This is a genomic window from Streptomyces sp. NPDC102514, from assembly GCF_055584525.1.
In genome coordinates this window covers 129,792-149,851 of sequence record NZ_JBVJLW010000019.1, presented here as the reverse complement: position 1 = coordinate 149,851, position 20,060 = coordinate 129,792, and the positions used below count along the sequence as shown (strand labels likewise).

The window sequence follows — 20,060 nt, the reverse complement described above, 5'->3', positions numbered from 1 at the left end:
TCTTCATGCGTGGACGCAGTGCACCTAGTCCGCGGACCGAGCCGCAGCCTGCCGTTCCTTCTCGGCCTTCTCCGCGGCCTCCATCTCGGCGAAGACATCGATCGGCGGCGGAGCCTTCGCGAGGAAGACCCACGTCAGCCACACCGCGAGCAGGAAGGGCGGGATCTTCAGCGCGATCAGAACCCAGCCGAACTGGGTCGTGTCGGCCCACCAGTAGAGCGGGAAAAGGATCGCGCACTTGGCGAGCAGGATGAGACCCCACGCGTAACTGGCTTTCGCGTAAGCCTTCTTGCGGCCAGGATTGCGCGTACGCCAGGAGAGGTTCTCCTTGAAGACCGGGCCGAGGATCAGGCCGATCAGCGGCACTCCGGCGAGCGTCGTGACGATGTACGCGAGGGCGAGCCCGAGCGTGTACAGCATGCCCGGCAGATAGAAGTCCTTCGCGTTGCCCGTCATCATCGCGAAGACGACACCGAAGGCGACACCGAAGACACCGCTGAACGCGTGCTTGACGGTGTCCTTCATGACCAGTCGGACCACGACGAGCAGGATCGAGACACCGAGCGCCGCGATGGCCGCCGAGTGCAGGTCCTTGTTGATCGTGAAGATCGTGACGAAGAGCAGGCCCGGCAGGACTGTCTCGATCATGCCCCGCAGACCGCCGAACGCCTCGAAAAGGGCGGCTTCGGTCACCGCCCGTGAGTCCTGCGCATCCTGCGCGTCCCGCTGGGCGTCTTCGGTCGGCTTGTCGAGCGACGTCACCGGCTACTCCCGTCCGAGGGGTCTGAGTTCGTACTTCGGATTGAACAGCACGCGCCGGCCCCGGCTCATCGAGATACGGCCCGACGCCATCAGCTTGCGCCCCGGTTCTATCCCCACGATGGAACGCCTGCCGAGCCACACCACGTCCAGGGCGGCCGAACCGTCGAACAGCTCGGCCTCCAGGGCCGGGACACCGGCCCTCGGGCGCAGCGTGACCGTGCGCAAGGTACCAGTAACCGTGACCACCTGTCGGTCGCGGCAGTCACCGATACGGGTGCAGCCCGCGGTCTCGGCGTCCTCGCGCAGCTCCTCCGACTCCAGGTCCTCCTGGGAGGAGGAGAGCCGGTCGATCATGCGCCGGAACCGGCCCGCCGGCTTTTCGGATCGAGGGACAGCACTCATACCTCAAAGCGTACCGGGGGCCGCTGACAGGAACGTACCCGTAGCACTAACGCTCGAACCGGTACCCCATGCCCGGCTCGGTGACGAAGTGCCGCGGATGCGAGGGGTCCACCTCCAGTTTGCGGCGGAGCTGGGCCATGTAGACCCGCAGGTAGTTCGTCTCGGTGCCGTAGGAGGGGCCCCAGACCTCCTGGAGGAGCTGTTTCTGACTGACCAGGCGGCCCGTGTTGCGTACCAGCACCTCCAGGAGGTGCCACTCGGTGGGGGTGAGGCGTACGTCGCGGCCGTCCCGGTGGACCTTCTTGGCGGCCAGGTCGACGGTGAAGTCCTCCGTCGCGACGATCACGTCGTCCTCGCCGCCGCCGGTGGGCTCGGCGCGGCGGACGGCGGCGCGCAGGCGGGCCAGCAGCTCGTCCATGCCGAAGGGCTTGGTCACGTAGTCGTCGGCGCCCGCGTCCAGGGCCTCGACCTTCTCGTCGGAGGAGTGCCGCGCGGACAGGACGAGGATCGGTACGCGTGTCCAGCCGCGCAGTCCCCTGATCACCTCGACGCCGTCCATGTCGGGCAGACCCAGGTCGAGCACGACGACGTCGGGGTGGCGGGCGGCGGCGAGCTGGAGGGCGGTGGCGCCGTCGGGGGCCGCGTCGACCTCGTACTTGCGTGCCTTGAGATTGATCACGAGGGCTCGGGTGATCTGCGGCTCGTCGTCGACCACGAGGACCCGGGTCATGAAGCCTGCCTTTCCGGTTGTACGGGTTCTTCTTGTACGCGTTCTGCCTGCAGGGCCTCTTCTTGTACGCGTTCTGCTCGCGCGGCCTCTTCTTGTACGCCCTTTTCTTGCATGGCCTCTTCTTGCACGGGTTCCGCGGGGCGTTCCGCGCGGGAGGGGCCCACCCTGAGCGTGAGGACCATGGTGAGGCCCCCGCCGGGGGTGTCCTCGGCGTTGAGCGTGCCGCCCATGGCCTCGGCGAACCCCCGGGCGACCGCGAGGCCCAGGCCGACCCCGGCGCCGCGCGGGGCGTCGCCGTACCGCTGGAAGGGGGCGAATATACGGTCCTTCGCCTCGTCCGGGACGCCCCGGCCCCGGTCCACGACCCGTACCTCCACCCGGTCGCCGAGCGTGCTGGCGGCCACGAGGACGCGCTCGCCCCCGGGGCTGTACTTGACGGCGTTCTCGACGAGGTTGGCGACCGAGCGCTCCAGCAGGCCCGGGTCGACGGCGACCATGGGCAGCGTCTCGGGGATCTCCAGTTCGACACTGTGTTCCGGTACGCCGCCCAGCGCCATCGGGACGACCTCGTCGAGGTCGATCTCGCGGATCAGCGGGGTGACCGTGCCGGTCTGGAGGCGGGACATGTCGAGCAGGTTGCCCACCAGGTGGTCGAGCCGGTCGGCGCCCGCCTCGATGCCCTCAAGCAGCTCCGCCTCGTCCTCCTCGGACCAGGCCACGTCGTCCGACCTGAGGGAGGACACGGCGGCCTTGATCGCGGCCAGCGGCGTACGCAGGTCATGGCTGACGGCGGCCAGCAGCGCGGTGCGGATGCGGTTGCCCTCGGCGAGCGTGCGCGCCTGGTCGGCCTCCTGCTGGAGGCGCTTGCGATCGAGGACGACGACGGCCTGGGCGGCGAAGGCGGCCAGCACCCGGCGGTCCTCGGCGGGCAGCACCCGGCCGGAGAGGGCCAGCGCGGTGTGGTCGCCGACGGGCATGTCCACGTCGGCGGCCTCGGGGAGCGTCGGCGGATGCGGGCCCACGCTGCCCGCGCAGGTCCACGGGTCGACGTCGCTCGTGCGCTCAAGGAGGGCGACGGACTCCATGCCGAAGGTCTCGCGGACCCGCTCCAGCAGGGCGTCGAGGCTGGTCTCGCCGCGCAGGACGCTGCCCGCGAGGAAGGAGAGGATCTCGGACTCGGCGCGCAGCCGGGCCGCCTGGTGGGTGCGGCGGGCCGCCAGGTCCACCACCGAGGCGACCGAGATGGCCACTCCGACGAAGATCACGATGGCGACGATGTTCTTGGGGTCCGAGACGGTCAGCCGGTGCAGCGGCGGGGTGAAGAAGTAGTTCAGCAGCAGGGAGCCGAAGGCCGCCGAGGCGAGGGCCGGGAGCAGTCCGCCGAGCAGGGCCGCCGCCACGGTCAGGGTCAGGAACAGCAGCATGTCGTTGGCGAGCCCGAGGTCCGCGTCGGCGTTGATCAGCAGCAGCGCGAGGATCGCCGGGCCGACGACACCGGTCAGCCAGCCCGCGATGATCCGGGACCGGCCCAGGCGCGCGCCCCGGGCGACGGGCAGGCCGCGCCCCTTGCCGGCCTCGTCGTGCGTGACGATGTGCACGTCCAGGTCGGGCCCGGACTCGCGGGCGACCGTGGCGCCGACGCCGGGCCCGAACACGTACTGCCAGGCCTTGCGGCGCGAGGAGCCCAGCACGATCTGGCTGGCGTTGACGCCGCGGGCGAACTCAAGCAGCGCGGAGGGGATGTCGTCGCCCACGACGTGGTGGAAGGTGCCGCCCAGGTCCTCGGCGAGGGTCCGCTGGACGGCGAGCTCCTTGGGCGAGGCGGAGGTCAGGCCGTCGCTGCGGGCGATGTAGACGGCCAGTACCTCGCCGCCGGCGCCCTTCTCGGCGAGGCGGGCGGCCCGGCGGATCAGCGTACGGCCCTCGGGACCGCCGGTGAGGCCGACGACGATGCGTTCGCGGGCCTGCCAGGTGGTGCGGATGCCGTGCTCGCCCCGGTACTGCTGGAGGTATTCGTCGACGCGGTCGGCGACCCAGAGGAGGGCCAGTTCACGCAACGCGGTGAGGTTGCCGGGGCGGAAGTAGTTGGACAGGGCCGCGTCGACCTTGTCCGGCTTGTAGATGTTGCCGTGCGCCATCCGGCGGCGGAGCGCCTGGGGCGACATGTCGACCAGCTCGATCTGGTCGGCCCGCCGCACCACCTCGTCCGGCAGGGTCTCACGCTGGCGTACGCCGGTTATCGACTCCACGACGTCACCGAGCGATTCGAGGTGCTGGATGTTGACCGTTGAGACGACGTCGATGCCGGCGGCGAGCAGTTCCTCGACGTCCTGCCAGCGCTTGGCGTTGCGGGAGCCGGGCACATTGGTGTGCGCCAGTTCGTCCACCAGGGCGACTGCGGGGGCGCGCTCCAGGACCGCGTCGACGTCCATCTCGGTGAAGGCGGCATCGCGGTGGGCCAGCTCCCTGCGGGGGATCTGCTCCAGACCGTGCAGCATCACCTCCGTGCGCGGCCGGTCGTGGTGCTCCACGAAGGCCACCACACAGTCCGCGCCCCGCTCGACACGGCGGTGCGCCTCGGACAGCATCGCGTACGTCTTGCCGACGCCGGGTGCCGCACCGAGATAGATCCGAAGCTTGCCGCGTCCCATGGCCTCATTGTCTTCCCAAACGCACTGCGTGGCTGGATAGACCATACGACCGACGATCCGGACAAATGAGACGGCGAGCAAGCCCAACCCTGTCCTTGACACAACCCTGACGCACACGGACCTTCAGGGGCGCGGGGAACGGCGCAATCTTTCAGGGGGCGCAGCCCCCAAGGGGCGCGGGGAACGGCGCGCCCAGCCCCCACCGGACCCGCAGACGAGACAAGGGACCAAGCGGCCAGCGTCTCAGCGCTCCACGATCTCCCCGTCACTCAGCTCCAGCACCCGGTCGGCCAGATCCAGGAGCGCGGCGTCGTGCGTAGCCACGAGCGCGGTGACCCGCTCACTGCGCACCACCGCCCGCAACAGCTCCATCACCCCGATACCGGTCTCGGCGTCGAGCTGCCCGGTCGGCTCGTCGGCGATGAGGAGCGCCGGATTGTTCGCAAGGGCACGAGCGATGGCGACACGCTGCTGCTGCCCTCCGGACAGCTCACCGGGCCGCTGTGCCGCATGGTCGGCGAGCCCGACCAGCGAGAGCAGCAGCTCGACGCGTTCCTCGCGCTCACGCGGATCGGCCCGGCGCAACCGCATCGGCACGCCCACGTTCTCGGCCGCCGTCAGGATCGGGATCAGCCCGAAGGACTGGAAGACGAAGCCGATACGGTCCCGGCGCAGCTCGAGCAGTCCGTTCTCGCCGAGCCCGGAGAGGTCGAGCCCGTCGACGGTGATCCGTCCGCCGTCCGGTTCGTCGAGTCCACCGACGAGGTTCAGCAGTGTGGTCTTGCCCGACCCCGAGCGCCCCTTGAGCGCGACGAGTTCGCCGCGCGGTATGTCGAACGACACCCCGCGCAGGGCGTGTACGGCGGTGGCACCGCTCCCGTACGAGCGGCGGACGCTCTCCACCCGCACCATCGTGTCCGTGCCGACCGTGTGCGCGACGACCTGAGTCATGCCTCTCGCCCCTCCCCCGTGTCCCCTCGCGTCCCCCGTGGACCGGGCGTCAGTATCACCGTCCGACGCCCGGACCTGCAACGGCTCAGCTCGGGTTGTCGCCGTGCGTGAGCGTTTCCCAGGCGACGAACAGGTTGTTGCTGCCCGCCGGACGGTTCTGCGCCGTCAGCCGCTCGGTGTTGCTCATGGCGATGCCGAGCCGGTTGTGCAGGGCGTTGTAACCGACCTCGGTGACCGGTCCGAGCCCGAGGTTCAGCGACCCGCCGCACAGCCAGCTCGGGGCCGCCTCGCCGAGCTGGTACTTCGCCTGGAAGCCGAGCGCGTGCCGCAGCCGCTCGCCGACGTCGGTGCCGTACAGGTCCTGGCCCTGGATGCGGCTGGTCTCGGCGATGTGCGCGATCGCGGAGATCCCGTATCCCGTGTGGGTGAAGTCGCGGCAGGTCTCCTGGGTGACCCCGTTGACGAAGGTGGACTGCCCCTGCCAGTAGTTGACGATCTTCTGGGTGGTGTCGAGGTTCTGGCTCGGCACGGTCTTCGGCAGGGCGCCGTCGGCGGCTATGTAGACGTAGGCGGCCGTACGGGTGCGGAACTTGGCCATGGCCTTGTCGTACGAGGCCTTGTCCTCCAGGAAGACGGAGATGCCGACGGCGGCCTCCATCATCGACAGTTCCCAGTTGCCGTTGGAGTTCGAGCCGTTGATGACCTTCGGCAGATAGACGTCACGCAGCATCGTCGAGAAGCGCCCGGAGTTCGCCCAGCCGCCGTCGTACGTGTACTTGATGATCTCGGCGGCCTTGGGCCAGGACGAGCCCGCCCAGCCGGTCTGGAGCGGTGCGTTGCTGTTGGTGTGATCCCTGATGGTCGCCGACCAGGCGTCCATCAGCTCGATCGCCTTCTTCGCGTACCGGGTGTCGCGCGTGACGTACCAGGCCAGCGCCTGGGTGTACGCGGCGATCGCGTCCTCGCGCTCGTCGGTGCAGCCGTAGTTGGGGTTCGAGTACGAGCCGCACTCCACGACCGCGCGGGGCTTGGCGGTGCGCGTGAGCGAGCCGTACTTGCTCGACATCATCTGGTCATAGGCGCCCTTCCAGGGCTGCACACCCGCGTTGACCTGCTGTCGGGCGAAGTCCAACTGGCCGCGGGAGACGGTGACCCCGGGGTGCGCGAAGGTCGCGGGGGCCGCCTCGGCGCGCTGGGCGGCGGGCCAGGCGAGGGCGCCGGCCAGGAGGGCGGTGACGGTGGCGAGGAGCGCGAAGCGGGAGGCCCGGCGCCGGCGCGCGGGGCGCGCCGGGCGTGAGCGTGAGGGACGTGGGGGGATCGGAGCGGTCGGCTTCATGGGGGGCCATCCGTTCTCGTATGTGAACACGGAATGCCTTTATGAACACAGGCGTTGGCCGGGACCATAGGTACAGACCATGTCCGCGTCAAGAGAAACGGCGGGCGCCGACTGCGGACCGCTCAGGCCTTGACCGTGAAGCCGTGCTGTCGGCCGAGCTTCTTGAGGGTGGTCTGCCCCGGGATGCCGTTCGCCTCCGCGCCGCTGAAGCCGTAGCGGCGCTGCAGGGCCGCGTACGCCTCGACGGTCCTGCTGCCGAAGGACCCGTCGGCCCACTGAGCGGGCAGCAACCCCTCGGCCACCAAAGCCTTTTCGACGACCAGGACGTCCGGCTTGTGTGTCTTGCCGCCCTGGGGCAGCCCCGGGTCGCGGCGCGCGGCGGCGATCAGATTGCTGAGGTCGACGACGGGCTTGACGGCCGCGCTGCCACCGTCCGGTTTCTCGGCCGGGGCCGCTTCGAAGAGGGCGGATCTGTCGATGTCGCCCGGGTCCCAGTGGTCGTTGCCCGGGATGTTCGCGTGGCCGTAGTGGCCGCCCTTGCTCATCCAGACCGAGCGGGGGCGGTTGGTGGCGTCGGCGGCCGAGGTCGCGAGGCGCCCGGCCGGGAAGGTGTCAGGGATCTTCCAGGAGCGGATCGCGGCCATCATGGCCCGGTAGTTCGGGCCCGGCTCCCAGGTCTTGGTGAACGGCTTGGCGGCCCGTCCCAGCACCTCGATCTGGATGCAGACCTTTCCGACGCGGTTGGTCCTCGTCGACCCGTCGTTGAGCAGTGCGCGGGCACTGTGGTTCAGCGGGCCGAACTGTCCGAGGCGGTCGGTCGTCGGGTCGTACAGCAGGTGCGGCTCGGCGGTCTTGCGGATCAGATGCGCCGCCACGGCCTTGAAGGCGTCGTCGCCCGCGCCGCTCTCGGTGGTGTGCCAGACGACCCGGCCCGGAACCGACGGGAGATCCATCGCGCCTCCGATGCTCCCGTCGCCCAAGCGCTGCGCCTTCTCGATCCAGTTGGTACCCACTTCGCATCCCCCATGGATTCGCATGATCGGCAAGTCGGGTGTGGATCAAGGAAGTTGAACGCTCCACCCTCCGTCGTCATGCCCAGGGTGACGCAGCGTAGTCACATCCGGAGGGTGACTCGGGGTCTTCTTCACTCGTTTGGCCCACACGCAGCCTCTCGAAAGGCATCAATGTCCAGATACGGACGAGGGAGGGACGGCATGAAGAGCGTCCGCGACCACCACCCCCGCCGCGCCCGCCACTCCTCACTCCGACCCGGCCCGTCCGCCGGTGCCCCATGGCTCGCCCATCGTCCGGCACACCCACGCCAACCTGCGGTTGACGACCCCGCGAGCCCCATCCGGGGCGCACTGGCCGTACACGGCCGCGCACGACGACGGGCCACACTCCCCGAAGGGAATGCGGCCCGTCGCACACGTACGAGTACGCGGCCGTCGAAGCGCTAGCGGACCTCGGTGATCTCCGGTCCGCGCTGCAACTGCCCCATGCCGCCGGAGAAGCGGGACCCTGCCTGCTCCTCCTGCTGAACACCCTCAGCGACCATCTGCGCGTCGTCCGGCAGCTTCAGCACAATCGGGTCGCGCGGGGCCATCGGGCCCTCTCCGCGGACCACCACGGTGTCCCGGAAGATCTGCTCCAGCAGACCGGCGGCCTGCGGCTGCACCGCGCCCTGCCCGGAGATCACTCCGCGCAGGAACCAGCGGGGACCGTCCACACCGATGAACCGGACGACCTGGAAGCCGCCCGTGCCGTCCGGCAGCTGCACCGGTACCTGAGCGCGCAGCTCCCAGCCCAGCGAACCCTCGACCTCGTCGATGACACCGCCCTGCTGGGTGATGCCGGTGGCGATCTCCTCGCGCACCTCGCCCCAGATGCCCTCGCGCTTGGGAGCGGCGAAGGCCTGCAGCTGGACGGCGCTGTCCTTGAGCACCACAGTGGCCGCGACGATCGCGTCGCCCGCGACCTCCACCCGGAGCTCCATGCCGTCGACCCCGGGCACGAAAAGGCCGCCCAGGTCGACCCGGCCGTCGGCCGGATCGCGCACCTCGGAGCTGTCCCAGGGACCGTCGGGGCGCGGCTCCGGTTCGAGCCTCACGCGCTCGCGCTCCGCCCCGTCCGCCTCAGTGCCGACTCCGTCGACCTGCTCGGCCTCGCCCGCCGCGTCCTCGGCGGCACTGCCCTTCTTGCGACGTCCGAACACGTCACTGTCCTTCCCGGTCGGATACGACCGAAGCGTATCGATTCCCACCCGTTGTGCCGCCCACCGCGGAATGCCCGCCGGTGGACCCGAAGCCCCCTGCGGCCCGCGCCGAGTCGGGAAGCTCCGCGACTTCCTGGAAGCTCACCTTCTCGACCTGCTGGACGACCAGTTGGGCAATCCGGTCGAAGCGCTCGAACCGCACGGACTTGTGCGGGTCGAGATTCACCACGATCACCTTGATCTCCCCACGGTACCCGGCATCAACCGTCCCCGGGGCATTCACGAGAGCGACACCGCAGCGGGCGGCCAGCCCCGAACGGGGGTGCACGAAGGCGGCGTACCCCTCGGGAAGCGCGATGCAGACCCCGGTGGGGAGCACGGCGCGTTCGCCGGGCTCCAGCACATGGCTCTCGGTGGTCCGCAGGTCCGCGCCGGCGTCGCCGGGATGCGCGTAGTGCGGAAGCGGTACGTCCGGGTCGACGCGCTTGATCAGCACGCCCACCGGGGCCTTGGCGGGGGTCACGGGTTCACCTCGAAAGCACGGGCACGACGGACCTGGTCGGGGTCGTCCATGGCCGCCCGGATCTCCTCCGGCCGGCCGTTGTCCACGAAGTGGTCGACCTTCACTTCGATGAAGAGAGCGTCCGCGCGGACGGCGACGGGCCCCTCGGGGCCGCCGATCCGTCCCGTGGCGGACGAATAGATCTTGCGTCCGGCCACCGCCGTGACCTCGGCCTCCAGGTACAGCACGGTGCCCACGGGCACGGGCCGTACGAAGTCGGTCTCCAGGCGGCCGGTGACGGCGATGGTGCGCAGCAGCCAGTTCAGCGAGCCGAGGGTCTCGTCGAGGGCACTGGCGAGGACGCCGCCGTGCGCCAGGCCGGGAGCACCCTGGTGCGCGCTCTGCACGGTGAACTCGGCGGTGATCCGCACCCCGTCGCCCGCGCGGGCCTCCAGGTGCAGTCCGTGCGTCTGTCCGCCGCCGCAGCCGAAACACTGGGCGTAGTGCGCGCCGAGGAGCTCGCCCGGGGCGGGCGCGTCGGGATGGCGCACCGGCGCCACGGCGTCGGCCGGGGGCCGCAGGGCCGAAGATGTACCACTCACAGGCGCAGACCTTACCTCCGCGTCAGCGGCCCGTACGCACCGTGGCAGGCTTGGCGGTATGCAGCCCTCCGCCTCGCCGTACGAAGAACGTCTGACCGCGCCCCGATCCTGGTGGTTCGTCTGCCTGCTGGTGGGCGTCTCGATGGCGCTGATCCTGCTCCCCTTCGGCACGCTTCCCCTGCTGGGCGGGCTGGTCGGCGGCACGGCGGTGTCGGCGGTGGTGGCCAGTTCGTACGGCTCCGCACGGATCCGTGTGGTGGGCGGCGCCCTGATCGCCGGGGAGGCCAGGATCCCGGTCTCCGCCCTGGGCGAGGCACACGTCCTCGACCCCGAAGAGGCCCGCGCCTGGCGGTCGTTCAAGGCCGACGCGCGCGCCCACATGCTGTTGCGGGCCTACATCCCGACGGCCCTGCGCGTGAACATCACCGACCCGGCCGACCCGACTCCGTACGTCTATCTGTCGACCCGCGACCCGGAGCGGCTGGCGGCGGCCCTGGAGTCCGCGCGCACGAACGCGTAGACGGGCGGCGACCGTGGCCGGACCGCACCGGGGCCGTCCCGGTGTCCACCACGACGTCCGGCCCGAGGTCCGACCCGGATCTGTGTCCGAGCCCGAACCCGAACAAGTTTCCGTACGTGTACTCGTACGGAAACTTTTCCTTTGAGCGGTCAGAACTTTGCCCGCCGCGGGGGGGGCGGGACCGGTGGTGGCCAGTGGATCCGTGCGGGATCAGCGCTCCAGCTCTCCGCGGAGGTCGCCCATGCTCAGCGGGTCGGCCGGCTCCTCCAGGGGCGGCAGCGCCGGGAGGGCGTCCCAGGGCACCTGCACCTTGCGGAGGTCCTTGCGGACCCGGTCCGCGAGCTTTCTCGTGTCACGGCGGTTCATGAGCGCCCCGACGGCCGCGCCCACCATGAACGGCATCAGGTTCGGCAGGTTGCGGACCGTGCGCTTCATGATCTGCTGGCGCAGCTCGCGCTTCATCTGGCCCCCGAGGGCCGCGTTGAGCGTCGACGGTTTGGTCACGTCGATGCCGCGCTCCTCGGACCACGAGTTCAGATACGTGGTGGAGCGCTCTTTCAGGTTGCCGGGCGGTCGCAGGCCGTAGACCTCGTACAGCTCGGCGATCAGTTTCAGTTCGATCGCGGCGACGCCGGTGACCTCGGCGGCCAGCTCCGTGGGCATGGCCGGCGGTACGGGCATCATCGCGGCGGCGCCGACGCCCGCGCCCACGGTGGACGTCGCGTTGCACGCGCCCGCGACGAGTTTGTCCGCGAGCTGTTCGGGCCCCAGGCCCGGGAACTGCCGGCGGAGTGCGGCGAGGTCGCGTACGGGGATCCGCGGGGCCATCTCGATGATGCGGTCGGTGACGTACGCCAGGGCGGCCCTGGCCCGGCTGCCGCCCTTACGGACGCCCTCCGCGACCCCGTGGCCGACGGCGGCCGCCCGGCGTCTGGCGACAGGCGCCTTGGTCACCGGCACCTCCAGGGCGCCGGAAGCGCCTGTCGCGTCCGCTGCTTCGAGCGAGGCCGGGTGGCCCCGCTCGTCGTCGTGCAAGCCGTCCTGAGACGGACCGGCCGCTCCCCGGTCACGGAAGCGGCGCTTCCAGGGCGGGGTCGAGCCTGTCACGGCCGACCCTGCCTCAGTCGCAGTCGCGGCAGATCGGCTGACCGTTCTTCTCGCGGGCCAGCTGACTGCGGTGGTGGACCAGGAAGCAGCTCATGCAGGTGAACTCGTCCTGCTGCTTCGGCAGGACCCGGACGGCCAGTTCCTCGTTCGAAAGGTCCGCTCCGGGCAGTTCCAGGCCTTCGGCCGCCTCGAACTCGTCCACGTCGACCGCCGAAGTCGACTTGTCGTTCCGGCGAGCCTTCAGTTCTTCAAGGCTGTCCGAGTCGACGTCGTCGTCGGTCTTGCGTGGGGTGTCGTAATCCGTTGCCATTGTCGCTCTCCCCCTCTGGGTGTCTGCGGTGTCTCAGCGCAGGTAACGCGTGAGAGGCCGGACTTGTGCCCGACCTGAGGCGGAGATTTTGCCTCACATCAAGGTCTGTTACTCAATCGACACCCAACCGGACTCCCGAGGAGTGATCGGCTTGGATGGCGAAGCGGACCGTACACGGTCCGAATGCCGCACTTCAAAGGCGTCTCACCGTGTACTTCCCGTGATCTCGACCCCCGAAAACCCGGATTTTCCCGGCTTTCCGGCGGCCCTATTGATCACGGAGGGTAGATGACCGAAAATTGGCCCTGTGATCGATCACACACGAGCGTGCCTTTCGTCTGCCCGGGAAATTCCGCGCAAAGCGAACATCCTCGCGTGTCGGCGACATGGTCTCAGATAGGTAGGGCTACTCGCATCACCAGGCCACCCCCCTCGCGCGGTTCCGCGACGATGTGGCCGCCGTGGGCGCGGGCCACCGACCTGGCGATCGACAGTCCCAGCCCCACACCCTTGTCACTTCCCGTCCGCTCGGTGCGCAGCCGCCGGAACGGCTCGAAAAGATTGTCGACCTCGTACGCGGGGACCACGGGTCCGGTGTTGGACACCGTGAGGACCGCCTGTCCGTGCTGCACCTGCGTGACGACCTCGACCCAGCCGTCCTGTGCCACGTTGTAGCGCACGGCGTTCTGGACGAGGTTCAGGGCGATCCGCTCCAGGAGGACGCCGTTGCCCTGGACGACCGCGGCGGCCCGCTCCCCGCGGACCTCCACGCCCTTCACGTCGGCCTCGCCGCGCACCTGGTCTATGGCCTGCGAGGCGACCTCGGCGAGGTCGACCGGCTTGCGCTCGACGATCTGGTTGTCGCTGCGGGCGAGCAGCAGCAGGCCCTCGACGAGCTGTTCGCTGCGCTCGTTGGTGGCGAGCAGGGTCTTGCCCAGCTGCTGCAGCTCCATGGGGGCGCCCGGATCGGACAGGTGCACCTCCAGGAGCGTGCGGTTGATCGCCAGGGGCGTCCGCAGCTCGTGCGAGGCGTTCCCGACGAACCGCTGCTGGGCCGTGAAGGCCCGCTGCAGCCGCTCCAGCATGTCGTCGAAGGTGTCCGCCAGCTCCTTGAGCTCGTCGTCCGGGCCGTCCAGCTCGATCCGCCGGGACAGGTCCGAGCCCGCCACCGCGCGCGCGGTGCGGGTGATGCGGCCCAGCGGTGAGAGAACCCGGCCGGCCATCGCGTAGCCGAACGCGAAGGCGATCACGGCGAGGCCGAGGAGGGCCATCAGCGAGCGGCTGAGCAGTCCGTCCAGGGCGTGCTGGCGCTGGACGGCGGTGCACTCCTTGAGCATGGCGTTCAGCTCTTGGTTGTTACCGGCTCCGCTCAGCTGCGGACAGGTGGCGCTGGTGAGTTCGAGGTTGCTGCCGGTCACCTGGAAGTCGACGCCGCTGCCCTCGTGCAGGGCCTGGGCCGCCAGCAGATAGATGATCGACAGCAGCAGGATCCCGGCGATCAGGAACATCCCGCCGTACAGCAGCGTGAGCCGTATCCGGATGGTCGGGCGCAGCCAGGGGAAGGGGGGTTCCGGCTTCCTCGGGTCCCAGGTGGGCTTCGGGGGCGCCTTGGGAGGCGCGGGGGTGGTGGTCATCGGGGGTCAGATCCGGTATCCGGAGCCGGGCACGGTGACGATGACCGGCGGCTCGCCGAGCTTGCGGCGCAGGGTCATCACCGTGACCCGCACGACGTTGGTGAACGGGTCGGTGTTCTCGTCCCAGGCCTTCTCCAGGAGTTGCTCGGCGGAGACGACCGCGCCCTCGCTGCGCAGCAGGACCTCCAGGACGGCGAACTCCTTGGGCGCGAGCTGGACCTCCTTGCCGTCGCGGAAGACCTCGCGGCGGTTGGGGTCGAGCTTGATCCCGGCGCGCTCCAGGACGGGCGGCAGCGGCAGGCTCGTACGTCGGCCGAGTGCACGCACGCGTGCCGTCAGTTCACTGAACGCGAAGGGCTTGGGGAGGTAGTCGTCGGCGCCGATCTCCAGGCCCTCCACCCGGTCGCTGACGTCCCCGGAGGCCGTGAGCATCAGCACGCGCGTCGGCATGCCGAGCTCGACGATCTTCCGGCAGACGTCGTCGCCGTGCACGAGCGGGAGGTCACGGTCGAGGACGACCACGTCGTAGTCGTTGACGCCGATGCGCTCCAGGGCGGCCGCGCCGTCGTACACGACGTCGACGGCCATGGCCTCCCGGCGCAGTCCGGTGGCCACCGCATCGGCGAGCAGCTGCTCGTCCTCGACGACGAGTACGCGCACGTCGCTTGTCCTTCCTGTGTCCACCCGCGTAGCGCCTTCGCGGCGTACACGGGCGGGTCCGATGGGGTCCTCCCGCTCGAACGCAGCCGAGAGCAGGGAGGGTGGGACTCCATCCTGCCCTTTTCGGCCATAAGTCGGCTGTAAGACGGGTTCAGGAGCGGGGAATGCCAGATTTTCTCGGGAGGTTGAGGTTTCCGTGAAAGGGAGCGAGGGGAGGACGGCTTTACACCCCGCGATCACGCTCTGCTTGTGCCGCACCACCCGGCGGTACGTCATGGTCCGCTTCCGCAGAGCGGGCGTGGGTGTCCGGCACTGACGCCGCCCGGCTGGGCAGCGCCGGGCATCCCTGGAGACGTGATCGCCCCTTCCGAACGGCACACCCCCGTGCCATTACCGACCCACGACCCAGGACGAGGGGGCGCAGCATGGACGCATTCACCGCAGGACTTCTGCAGCGCATAAGGGCGACCGAGTCCGACCTGACGATGGCTCGCGAGACCGGCGACGACTTCCTCGCGGAGGTCGAGCAGGCCGAACTCGACGACCTGCACCGCCTTGCCGCGGAGCACGGTGTGCAGGTCGGCGTGTCACACGTCTGACCCAGCTCGTGACAGGAGCGGGGCCCCGGCAGATCCAGCCCGGGGCCCCGCTCGGTCGTCTGTGACGCGCCGCCTGCCGCGCACAACAAACTGTGTACCTGTCGCGCGGTATCGGTCACGCCCTGTAGGTCGCGCGGTGTCAGTCGTGCCAGGCGCCGAGTTCGTCGAGCCGGGACTGGAGGGTCTCGAAGAGGCCGGGCGGGGCGGCGACGGTCAGGTCGGTCGACAGGGGCTCTCCGGGGCGTCCGCCGGTCAGCGCGCCCGCCTCCCGGGCGATCAGGTCACCCGCCGCGTAGTCCCAGGGGTTGAGTCCCCTCTCGTAGTACGCGTCCAGGCGGCCCGTCGCCACGTCGCACAGGTCGATGGCCGCCGAGCCGCCGCGGCGGATGTCGCGGACCTGGGCGATCAGCTGTCCGACCACCTCGGCCTGCCGGGTCCTGCGGTCCGCGAGGTAGCCGAAGCCGGTGCCGACGAGGGCCAGCCCGAGGTCGGGGGCGGGCCGCACGCGCGCGGGACGGTCGTCGACGAAGGCACCGCCGCCCAGGACGGCCCGGTAGGTCTCCGCGCGCATCGGGGCGTGCACGACCCCGACGAGCGTCTCGCCGTCCTTGCGGGCCGCGATGGACACGGCCCAACTGGGCAGGCCGTACAGATAGTTGACCGTCCCGTCGATCGGGTCGATCACCCACTGGACGCCGCTGCTGCCCTTGATGTCGGCGCCCTCCTCCCCCAGGACGCCGTCGTCCGGCCTGGCGTCGGCCAGCAGACCGGTGATCAGCTTCTCGGAGGCGATGTCCATCTCGGTGACGACGTCGACGGCGCTGGACTTGGTCGCGGCCACGCCGAGATCGTCGGGGCGGCCGTCCCGGAGGAAGGCGCCCGCGCGGTGGGCCGCGTCGAGCGCGATCTCCAGCAGTTCGGCCTTCAGCTCGTCGTTCGCTGTGGCGGTCACGGGGCTCCTCATACGTACGGGCTGTCGGCGCCCGCGGCGGCGGGCTTGGGGGCGCGGGCCGGGCAGCAGCCCGCGGGGCAGAGGTCGTGGCTCGGGCCGAGGGCACCGAGGGCGCAGGGCGAAACGTCTCTGCCGTTCTCGGTGGCGGCCCGCTCCAGGACGAGGTCGCGGATCGCGGCGGTGAAGCGCGGGTCGGCGCCCACGGTGGCCGCGCGGCGCACCGGCAGCCCCAGCTCCGCGGCCTTCGCCGCGGCCTCCGTGTCGAGGTCGTACAGGACCTCCATGTGGTCCGAGACGAACCCGATGGGTGCCATCACGACCGCGGGGACGCCGGCGGTGTGCCGCCCCTCCAGGTGGTCGCAGATGTCCGGCTCCAGCCACGGGATGTGCGGGGCTCCCGAGCGCGACTGGTAGACGAGCTGCCAGGGGTGCTCGGTCCCGGTCCGCTCGCGCACCGCGTCGGCGACGAGCCGGGCGACGTCCAGGTGCTGCCGTACGTACGCCCCGCCGTCCCCGTGGCCCTCCACCGGTCCGGAGGTGTCCGCCGCGGACGTCGGGATCGAGTGCGTCGTGAAGGCGATGTGCGCGCCCGCGCGGACGTCCTCGGGAAGCTCGGCGAGGGACTTCAGGACGCCCTCGGTCATCGGCTCGACGAAGCCCGGGTGGTTGAAGTAGTGCCGGAGCTTGTCGATCCGCGGCAGCTCCAGACCCTCCCCCTCCAGGGTCGCCAGGGCCCCGGCCAGGTCCTCGCGGTACTGCCGGCAGCCCGAGTACGAGGCGTACGCGCTCGTGGCCAGCACCAGGACGCGGCGGCGGCCGTCGGCGACCATCTCGCGCAGGGTGTCCGTCAGGTACGGACCCCAGTTCCGGTTGCCCCAGTACACGGGCAGGTCCAGGCCGTGCTCCGCGAAGTCCTTGCGCAGGGCGTCCAGCAGGGCGCGGTTCTGGTCGTTGATCGGGCTGACCCCGCCGAACAGGAAGTAGTGCTGCCCCACTTCCTTGAGGCGTTCCTTGGGGATGCCCCGGCCCCGGGTCACGTTCTCCAGGAACGGGACCACTTCGTCGGGGCCTTCGGGGCCGCCGAAGGAGAGCAGGAGCAGGGCGTCGTAGGGAGTGGCATCGAGCGCGTCTCGCATGCCTCGATCCTGCCATCCGCCTCCGACAGCCGGGCATCGGCGGGGGGCCGAACGGCAGGTGGACACGGTGGACGGGGAAATCAGCGGATGGGTTAGGGTCACCTGGCTCGTAAGCTGTATCCGTCGGATTCACGCCTTACCGGACCCTCACCGGAGACCACCCGTGCTCAGCCCCTACCGCGCCCTGTTCGCCGCGCCCGGCTCCAAGGGCTTCACCACCGCGGGCCTCCTCGGCCGGATGCCGCTGTCGATGATGGGCATCGGCGTGGTCACGATGATCTCCCAGGTCACCGGGCGGTACGGGCTCGCGGGCGCCCTCTCGGCGACGATCGCGCTCTCCGCGGCGGTGCTCGGGCCCCAGATATCCCGCCTGGTGGACCGGTACGGGCAGCGGCGGGTGCTGCGGCCCGCCACACTGTCCGCGCTCACCGCGTCCGCCGGGCTCCTGCTGACCACCCGCTTCGACGGGCCGGACTGGGTGCTGTTCCTCTGTTCGGCCGGTATCGGCTGCGTACCGAGCGTCGGCGCGATGACCAGGGCGCGCTGGGCGCTCATCTACCGGGGCAGGCCCGAACTCCACACCGCGTACGCCTTCGAGTCCGTCATCGACGAGATCTGCTTCATCTTCGGGCCGATCATCTCCATCGGCCTGTGCACGGTGTGGTTCCCGGAGGCCGGGCCGCTGCTCGCGGCCCTCTTCCTGGCGGCCGGTGTCTTCTGGCTGACGTCCCAGCGCGCCACCGAACCCCCGCCGCATCCGCGTGGGCACCACACGGGCGGCTCGGCGCTGCGCTCGGCCGGACTCCAGGTCCTGGTGGCCACCTTCGTGGCGACCGGCGCGATCTTCGGCGCGGTCGACGTGGTCACCGTGGCCTTCGCCGACGAGGAGGGCCACAAGGGCGCGGCGAGCGTCGTCCTGGCCGTCTACGCGGCGGGCTCGTGCGTGGCCGGGGCCGTCTTCGGGCTGCTGCGCTTCGCGGGGGCGCCCGCCCGCAGGTGGGTACTGGGCATCTGCGCCATGGCCGTGAGTATGATCCCTCTGCTACTGGTCGGAAACTTGCCGTTCCTGGCTGTGGCGCTGTTCGTTGCGGGCCTGTCCATCGCACCGACGATGATCACGACGATGGCCCTCGTCGAACTGCACGTACCACGCGCGAAACTGACCGAGGGCATGACATGGGTGAGCACCGGGCTCGCGGTCGGGGTCGCGCTCGGTTCCTCCCTGTCCGGCTGGGTGATCGACACAGCCGGGGCGCGGGCCGGGTACGGGGTCCCGGTCGCGGCCGGGGCTGTCGCGGTCGCGGTGGGTTTCCTCGGGTATCGCCGGCTCAGCAGGCCGGTTCCGCAGCGGGGAGGAACCCATGAGAAGCACAGTGAGCGCGAAGAGCGGCACCTGGCGTAACTGGGCCGGGAACGTCACCGCCCGGCCGGCCCGGGAGGTCACTCCTGCCTCCGTCGAGGAACTCTCCGCCGCCGTGCGCCGGGCCGCCGAGGACGGACTCAGGGTCAAGGCCGTCGGCACCGGCCACTCCTTCACCGCGGCGGCGGCGACCGACGGCGTGTTGATCCGCCCTCAACTGTTGACCGGCATCCGCAGGATCGACCGGGACAACGGCACCGTCACGGTCGAGGCCGGCACACCGCTCAAGCGCCTCAACCTCGCCCTGGCCCGGGAGGGCCTGTCGCTCACGAACATGGGCGACATCATGGAGCAGACGGTGTCGGGCGCGACCAGCACCGGTACGCACGGCACCGGCCGCGACTCCGCCTCGATCGCCGCCCAGATCGCGGGACTTGAACTGGTGACCGCCGACGGCTCGGTCCTCACCTGTTCCGAGAAGGAGAACCCCGAGATCTTCGCGGCGGCCCGGATCGGGATAGGCGCCCTGGGGATCATCACCGCGATCACCTTCTCCGTAGAGCCCCTTTTCCTCCTCTCGGCCCGCGAGGAGCCGATGAGCTTCGACGAGGTGACGGGTTCCTTCGACGAACTGTTCACGGAGAACGAGCACTTCGAGTTCTACTGGTTCCCCCACACCGGCAACTGCAACACCAAGCGCAACAACCGCAGCGTGGGCCCGGAGAAGCCGGTCGGTACCGTCCGCGGCCTGTACGAGGACGAGTTCCTCTCGAACGGGGTCTTCCAGGCGGCCAACTACGTGGGCCGGGCCGTCCCCGCCACGATCCCCTCGATCGCCCGGATCTCCAGCCGCGCCCTGTCCGCGCGCACCTACACCGACATTCCCTACAAGGTCTTCACTTCTCCCCGCCGGGTGCGTTTCACGGAGATGGAATACGCGGTTCCGCGAGCCGCTCTGGTCGAGACCCTGCGCGAACTGAAGGCCATGGTCGACCGTTCGCCTCTGCGCATCAGCTTCCCGGTGGAGGTACGCACGGCCCCCGCGGACGACATCACCCTCTCCACCGCGTCCGGCCGGGACAGCGCGTACATCGCGGTCCACATGTTCAGGGGGACTCCGTACCAGGCGTACTTCAGCGCCGCCGAGCGGATCTTCACCGCGCACGAGGGCCGGCCCCACTGGGGCAAGGTCCACACCCGGGACGCGGAGTACTTCGCCGGCGTCTATCCGCACTTCGACGAGTTCACCGTGCTGCGTGACCGCCTCGACCCGGAACGGCGTTTCGGCAACGACTACCTGCGGCGGATCCTGGGCGACTGACGGTCCGGACAGACCATGAGCAGCCCTCCCCCCGACCGATTGCCCGAGCACAGGACGTACGGTCGAAGCGACTCCCTCCACTTCCGGCGATCATGTGAAGAATCAGTCTCACCATGATCACGAGAATGTCACCCCGGACGGCCAACTCCCGCCTCCGGACAGAAGTTCGGTGGCGTGCCGATCCACGCAAGTGGCCCGAATGGAGTACTGTTGCGAGCCCTGGGACCGGACGCACGCCAGGGTGTCCGGAGCCGTACAGGACCGCCGAGAGGGGGCCCGTTGCACAGGGTGATGAGGTTCGTCACTTAGC

Annotated in this window: 20 protein-coding genes; 4 read left to right on the top strand and 16 right to left on the bottom strand. The window is 70.1% G+C overall.

The features are described 5' to 3' along the window. Positions 1-24 precede the first annotated feature (24 nt). The 10 genes from ACZ60E_RS37535 to ACZ60E_RS37490 form a co-directional block, all read right to left on the bottom strand. Positions 25-762 carry a DUF3159 domain-containing protein gene (locus ACZ60E_RS37535; protein ID WP_210889158.1) on the bottom strand — a complete coding sequence of 246 codons (738 nt, stop codon included), beginning with the start codon at positions 760-762 and terminating at the stop codon, positions 25-27. A 3-nt stretch (positions 763-765) separates the two neighbouring features. Further along, positions 766-1,164 (bottom strand): OB-fold nucleic acid binding domain-containing protein, encoded by a 399-nt coding sequence (locus ACZ60E_RS37530; protein WP_107021532.1) that lies wholly within the window; start codon positions 1,162-1,164, stop codon positions 766-768. 46 nt (positions 1,165-1,210) lie between these two features. Then, on the bottom strand, positions 1,211-1,894 hold the full coding sequence (locus ACZ60E_RS37525) for a response regulator (RefSeq protein ID WP_385830789.1): 684 nt from the start codon (positions 1,892-1,894) through the stop codon (positions 1,211-1,213). After that, entirely contained in the window at positions 1,891-4,545 is a 2,655-nt protein-coding gene (locus ACZ60E_RS37520; protein ID WP_469446381.1) for a DUF4118 domain-containing protein, read from the bottom strand. The genes ACZ60E_RS37525 and ACZ60E_RS37520 overlap by 4 nt, the downstream gene beginning before the upstream one ends. A gap of 243 nt (positions 4,546-4,788) precedes the next feature. Then, entirely contained in the window at positions 4,789-5,496 is a 708-nt protein-coding gene (locus tag ACZ60E_RS37515; protein WP_384798535.1) for an ABC transporter ATP-binding protein, read from the bottom strand. Positions 5,497-5,581: 85 nt separating this feature from the next. Continuing rightward, positions 5,582-6,832: an alginate lyase family protein gene (locus tag ACZ60E_RS37510; protein ID WP_469446380.1), complete on the bottom strand. Its 1,251-nt coding sequence runs from the start codon at positions 6,830-6,832 to the stop codon at positions 5,582-5,584. 122 nt (positions 6,833-6,954) lie between these two features. After that, the gene (locus ACZ60E_RS37505; RefSeq protein WP_469446379.1) at positions 6,955-7,845 is read right to left on the bottom strand and encodes a peptidoglycan-binding domain-containing protein; all 891 of its coding nucleotides are present in this window, start codon (positions 7,843-7,845) and stop codon (positions 6,955-6,957) included. 443 nt (positions 7,846-8,288) lie between these two features. Continuing rightward, complete coding sequence (locus ACZ60E_RS37500) at positions 8,289-9,047, bottom strand: DUF3710 domain-containing protein (protein WP_469446378.1); 759 nt, start codon at positions 9,045-9,047, stop codon at positions 8,289-8,291. Position 9,048: 1 nt separating this feature from the next. Then, complete coding sequence (dut, locus tag ACZ60E_RS37495; protein WP_469446377.1) at positions 9,049-9,570, bottom strand: dUTP diphosphatase; 522 nt, start codon at positions 9,568-9,570, stop codon at positions 9,049-9,051. Continuing rightward, entirely contained in the window at positions 9,567-10,151 is a 585-nt protein-coding gene (locus tag ACZ60E_RS37490; protein ID WP_384798547.1) for a PaaI family thioesterase, read from the bottom strand. The genes dut and ACZ60E_RS37490 overlap by 4 nt, the downstream gene beginning before the upstream one ends. A gap of 58 nt (positions 10,152-10,209) precedes the next feature. Between ACZ60E_RS37490 and ACZ60E_RS37485 the strand changes: the two genes are divergently transcribed. Beyond that, positions 10,210-10,671 carry a DUF3093 domain-containing protein gene (locus tag ACZ60E_RS37485; RefSeq protein WP_469446375.1) on the top strand — a complete coding sequence of 154 codons (462 nt, stop codon included), beginning with the start codon at positions 10,210-10,212 and terminating at the stop codon, positions 10,669-10,671. A 210-nt stretch (positions 10,672-10,881) separates the two neighbouring features. Here ACZ60E_RS37485 and ACZ60E_RS37480 read toward each other — a convergent pair whose 3' ends face one another. The 4 genes from ACZ60E_RS37480 to ACZ60E_RS37465 all read right to left on the bottom strand — a co-directional run bounded on the left by ACZ60E_RS37480 (position 10,882) and on the right by ACZ60E_RS37465 (position 14,382). Then, entirely contained in the window at positions 10,882-11,778 is an 897-nt protein-coding gene (locus tag ACZ60E_RS37480) for a hypothetical protein (protein ID WP_469446374.1), read from the bottom strand. A 13-nt stretch (positions 11,779-11,791) separates the two neighbouring features. Further along, positions 11,792-12,088 carry a DUF4193 domain-containing protein gene (locus tag ACZ60E_RS37475; protein WP_005481602.1) on the bottom strand — a complete coding sequence of 99 codons (297 nt, stop codon included), beginning with the start codon at positions 12,086-12,088 and terminating at the stop codon, positions 11,792-11,794. A 392-nt stretch (positions 12,089-12,480) separates the two neighbouring features. Next, positions 12,481-13,722 carry a sensor histidine kinase gene (locus tag ACZ60E_RS37470; protein WP_210889176.1) on the bottom strand — a complete coding sequence of 414 codons (1,242 nt, stop codon included), beginning with the start codon at positions 13,720-13,722 and terminating at the stop codon, positions 12,481-12,483. 6 nt (positions 13,723-13,728) lie between these two features. Next, positions 13,729-14,382, bottom strand: a complete 654-nt coding sequence (locus ACZ60E_RS37465; protein WP_006380516.1) for a response regulator transcription factor — start codon at positions 14,380-14,382, stop codon at positions 13,729-13,731. Between the two features lie 425 nt (positions 14,383-14,807). Here ACZ60E_RS37465 and ACZ60E_RS37460 point away from each other — a divergent pair, with 425 nt between their 5' ends. Beyond that, the gene (locus ACZ60E_RS37460) at positions 14,808-14,981 is read left to right on the top strand and encodes a hypothetical protein (protein WP_169801958.1); all 174 of its coding nucleotides are present in this window, start codon (positions 14,808-14,810) and stop codon (positions 14,979-14,981) included. A 139-nt stretch (positions 14,982-15,120) separates the two neighbouring features. Here ACZ60E_RS37460 and ACZ60E_RS37455 read toward each other — a convergent pair whose 3' ends face one another. Together ACZ60E_RS37455 and ACZ60E_RS37450 are read right to left on the bottom strand one after the other, a co-directional pair. Next, entirely contained in the window at positions 15,121-15,945 is an 825-nt protein-coding gene (locus ACZ60E_RS37455) for an inositol monophosphatase family protein (RefSeq protein ID WP_384798558.1), read from the bottom strand. Continuing rightward, positions 15,942-17,069 (bottom strand): ferrochelatase, encoded by a 1,128-nt coding sequence (locus ACZ60E_RS37450; RefSeq protein WP_469446372.1) that lies wholly within the window; start codon positions 17,067-17,069, stop codon positions 15,942-15,944. Before ACZ60E_RS37450 ends, ACZ60E_RS37455 begins: the two co-directional genes overlap by 4 nt. Before the next feature lie 163 nt (positions 17,070-17,232). On the opposite strand from ACZ60E_RS37450, the gene ACZ60E_RS37445 reads away from it, so the two are divergent. Beyond that, positions 17,233-18,471 carry an MFS transporter gene (locus ACZ60E_RS37445; RefSeq protein WP_384798564.1) on the top strand — a complete coding sequence of 413 codons (1,239 nt, stop codon included), beginning with the start codon at positions 17,233-17,235 and terminating at the stop codon, positions 18,469-18,471. Continuing rightward, positions 18,431-19,750 carry a D-arabinono-1,4-lactone oxidase gene (locus tag ACZ60E_RS37440; RefSeq protein WP_469446370.1) on the top strand — a complete coding sequence of 440 codons (1,320 nt, stop codon included), beginning with the start codon at positions 18,431-18,433 and terminating at the stop codon, positions 19,748-19,750. Before ACZ60E_RS37445 ends, ACZ60E_RS37440 begins: the two co-directional genes overlap by 41 nt. Positions 19,751-20,060 lie beyond the last annotated feature (310 nt).

What these genes read in the sequence shown, in the direction of transcription:
- ACZ60E_RS37485 (WP_469446375.1), top strand. Translation starts at nt 10,210, where the DNA reads ATGCAGCCCTCCGCCTCGCCGTACGAAGAACGTCTGACCGCGCCCCGA.
- ACZ60E_RS37460 (WP_169801958.1), top strand. Translation starts at nt 14,808, where the DNA reads ATGGACGCATTCACCGCAGGACTTCTGCAGCGCATAAGGGCGACCGAG.
- ACZ60E_RS37440 (WP_469446370.1), top strand. Translation starts at nt 18,431, where the DNA reads ATGAGAAGCACAGTGAGCGCGAAGAGCGGCACCTGGCGTAACTGGGCC.
- ACZ60E_RS37475 (WP_005481602.1), bottom strand. Translation starts at nt 12,088, where the DNA reads ATGGCAACGGATTACGACACCCCACGCAAGACCGACGACGACGTCGAC.
- ACZ60E_RS37510 (WP_469446380.1), bottom strand. Translation starts at nt 6,832, where the DNA reads ATGAAGCCGACCGCTCCGATCCCCCCACGTCCCTCACGCTCACGCCCG.
- ACZ60E_RS37450 (WP_469446372.1), bottom strand. Translation starts at nt 17,069, where the DNA reads ATGCGAGACGCGCTCGATGCCACTCCCTACGACGCCCTGCTCCTGCTC.
- ACZ60E_RS37455 (WP_384798558.1), bottom strand. Translation starts at nt 15,945, where the DNA reads ATGAGGAGCCCCGTGACCGCCACAGCGAACGACGAGCTGAAGGCCGAA.
- ACZ60E_RS37520 (WP_469446381.1), bottom strand. Translation starts at nt 4,545, where the DNA reads ATGGGACGCGGCAAGCTTCGGATCTATCTCGGTGCGGCACCCGGCGTC.
- ACZ60E_RS37530 (WP_107021532.1), bottom strand. Translation starts at nt 1,164, where the DNA reads ATGAGTGCTGTCCCTCGATCCGAAAAGCCGGCGGGCCGGTTCCGGCGC.
- ACZ60E_RS37515 (WP_384798535.1), bottom strand. Translation starts at nt 5,496, where the DNA reads ATGACTCAGGTCGTCGCGCACACGGTCGGCACGGACACGATGGTGCGG.
- ACZ60E_RS37525 (WP_385830789.1), bottom strand. Translation starts at nt 1,894, where the DNA reads ATGACCCGGGTCCTCGTGGTCGACGACGAGCCGCAGATCACCCGAGCC.
- ACZ60E_RS37470 (WP_210889176.1), bottom strand. Translation starts at nt 13,722, where the DNA reads ATGACCACCACCCCCGCGCCTCCCAAGGCGCCCCCGAAGCCCACCTGG.